The 1,869-nt window shown below is 76.4% G+C and carries 1 protein-coding gene; it reads right to left on the bottom strand.

Annotated features, from left to right (window positions below):
- Positions 1-176: 176 nt before the first annotated feature.
- Complete coding sequence (locus HCJ92_RS23885) at positions 177-1,625, bottom strand: hypothetical protein (RefSeq protein WP_167935689.1); 1,449 nt, start codon at positions 1,623-1,625, stop codon at positions 177-179.
- Positions 1,626-1,869 lie beyond the last annotated feature (244 nt).

Below are 1,869 nucleotides of genomic sequence, written 5' to 3'. Positions count from 1 at the left end.
GGCTCCCGACGGTCGCCACGGCGTCCCGCCGCCCCGACGCCCCGGTACTCCCCCACCGGCCGCCGGATTCGCATCCGCGTACGCCCGGCCGGCCCTCGCCGCGTGTCGGCGCCGGTCGGGGCACACGGCGGGGGCGACCGACCCCCGCGCCGCCCCGACCCGTCACGGTCGGCGGGCTACCCCGCGCGGTGCCCGGCAGCCGCGTCCCGACGGGCGAGGAAGTACCAGGTCCCGACCACCCCGAGCAGCGCCACTCCGGCACCGATCCCGGCGTAGCCGAGGAACTCCTTGGTCTCGTCGCGTCCGGCGGCGACCACCTGATCCGTGCCGCCGTCGGCCCCCTCCTGGTCGAGCGCCTCCTCGTCGACGCCGAACCCGGCCTCGGCGAGGTCGCCGTCGTAGGTGGGCGCCGTGCCGGGCTCGTTGTGGAGCGCGATCCGCAGGGTCATGCCGACGGACTCGGCGTCCACCCGCTCCACGATGTCCTCGTGCAGGTGGACGGCGATGTAGTGCCACCCGGCGACGCGCGAGCGGGACAGGTAGCGGTCGAAGCCGGTCTCAAAGCGGTTGTCGTAGGCGACCGGCTGGGTGAGCAAAGCGAGTTCGGCCGGCTCACCGCTGTAGGAGGTGGTGGCGTTCGCGGCGGCGGGCGCGCGGTAGGGAGTGTAGACGTCGACACCCAGCGCGTTGATGACGCTGCCGAACCCCTCGCGCTGCGGTGCGTTGCTCAACTCGACGCGGACGTCGAGTTGCTGGTGCCAGTCCACCGGAACGGCGTAGAAGCGGGTCGCTCCCGGGGGGAGGTCGTCGCGCCACACGCCGGGCTCCAGCGACCGGGCGTCGTTGAAGCCGCTGCCGCCGGGGGCGCGTTCGGCCTGACCGCTGGGGGCGGGTGGCAGGTCGTCCGAGGTCGTCCAGTCGTCCTCGGGCAGCACGTCGGTGCCACCGGTCGCGGCGGGTTCCGCCATCACTCGCAGCTCCACGGGCCAGGCGGCGGGCGTGGAGGTGGGAGCACTGGTCCGCGTCAGCCGCACCAGGTGGTTGCCGGCCTCCCGGCACCGGCCGTCGGGAGCCACCGTGCGGATCTGTGAGGCCGCGATGGGCCGCGCGGCTCCGTCCCGCTGGAAGGTGCGGCTCTCCGGGCTGGCGCACGTGTCCCCGCCGGTGGTCGTGAGCGCGAGCTCGAACCCGTCGCCCGACGCAACCTTGGTGCCGGGGTCCGGTGCGGCCACCGCGGAGATGTAGACGTCCGACTCGGCGTCCAGCACGAGGCTGTAGTAGAGCGCGTCGCCGACGTCGAGTTCGTCGGTGTAGATCCCCCCGGCCTCCAGGGCGGGGGCGTCGGCGGAACCGGCCGTGCCCTCGACCGGCTCGGCGTCGGCAGCCGTCGCGTAGGCGACCGGGGTCCGGGGCTCGTCCAGGGCATGGGCCGGGCCGGCCGACAGCAGGGGTACCAGCAGCGCGCAGACACCGGCAGCCGCGAACGGTGCGGCTGCCGCCCGGGCGTCACGCCGGGAGTGCGCGCCCGGCGCTTGCACCCGGCCGGCGCCGCTGCCGCCGGTGGGCACGGCCCGGCCGTAGCGGCCGGGCCGTCGTGGGGCCGTCGGCCCGCTGTCTCGGATCATCGCCCGCCATCCCCTGTCGTCCTGGTGGAACCGACGGCCCTGTCGGCCCGCGGTGTCGGGTGCGTCGGCACCGGGTGGTCGGCCCGGCCCCTCGCGGCCCCGGTAGCGCCCGGGAGCCTGTCCGGCCGCCGCGCCGGCCGGACCACGTGTGGCTCCGGTGAGCGGCGGCCGGCCGGTGGAACCGCCCCGGTACGCGGCGCCGCCGCCCCGGTGCGGTCCGGTGGGTGTGCGGGCGGGCCGGATC

The organism is Streptomyces spiramenti (genome assembly GCF_012034385.1).
GTDB classification, from domain to species: domain Bacteria; phylum Actinomycetota; class Actinomycetes; order Streptomycetales; family Streptomycetaceae; genus Streptomyces; species Streptomyces spiramenti.
The sequence above is the reverse complement of the archived record's forward strand: the minus strand, read 5'-3'. Positions and strand labels throughout refer to the sequence as shown.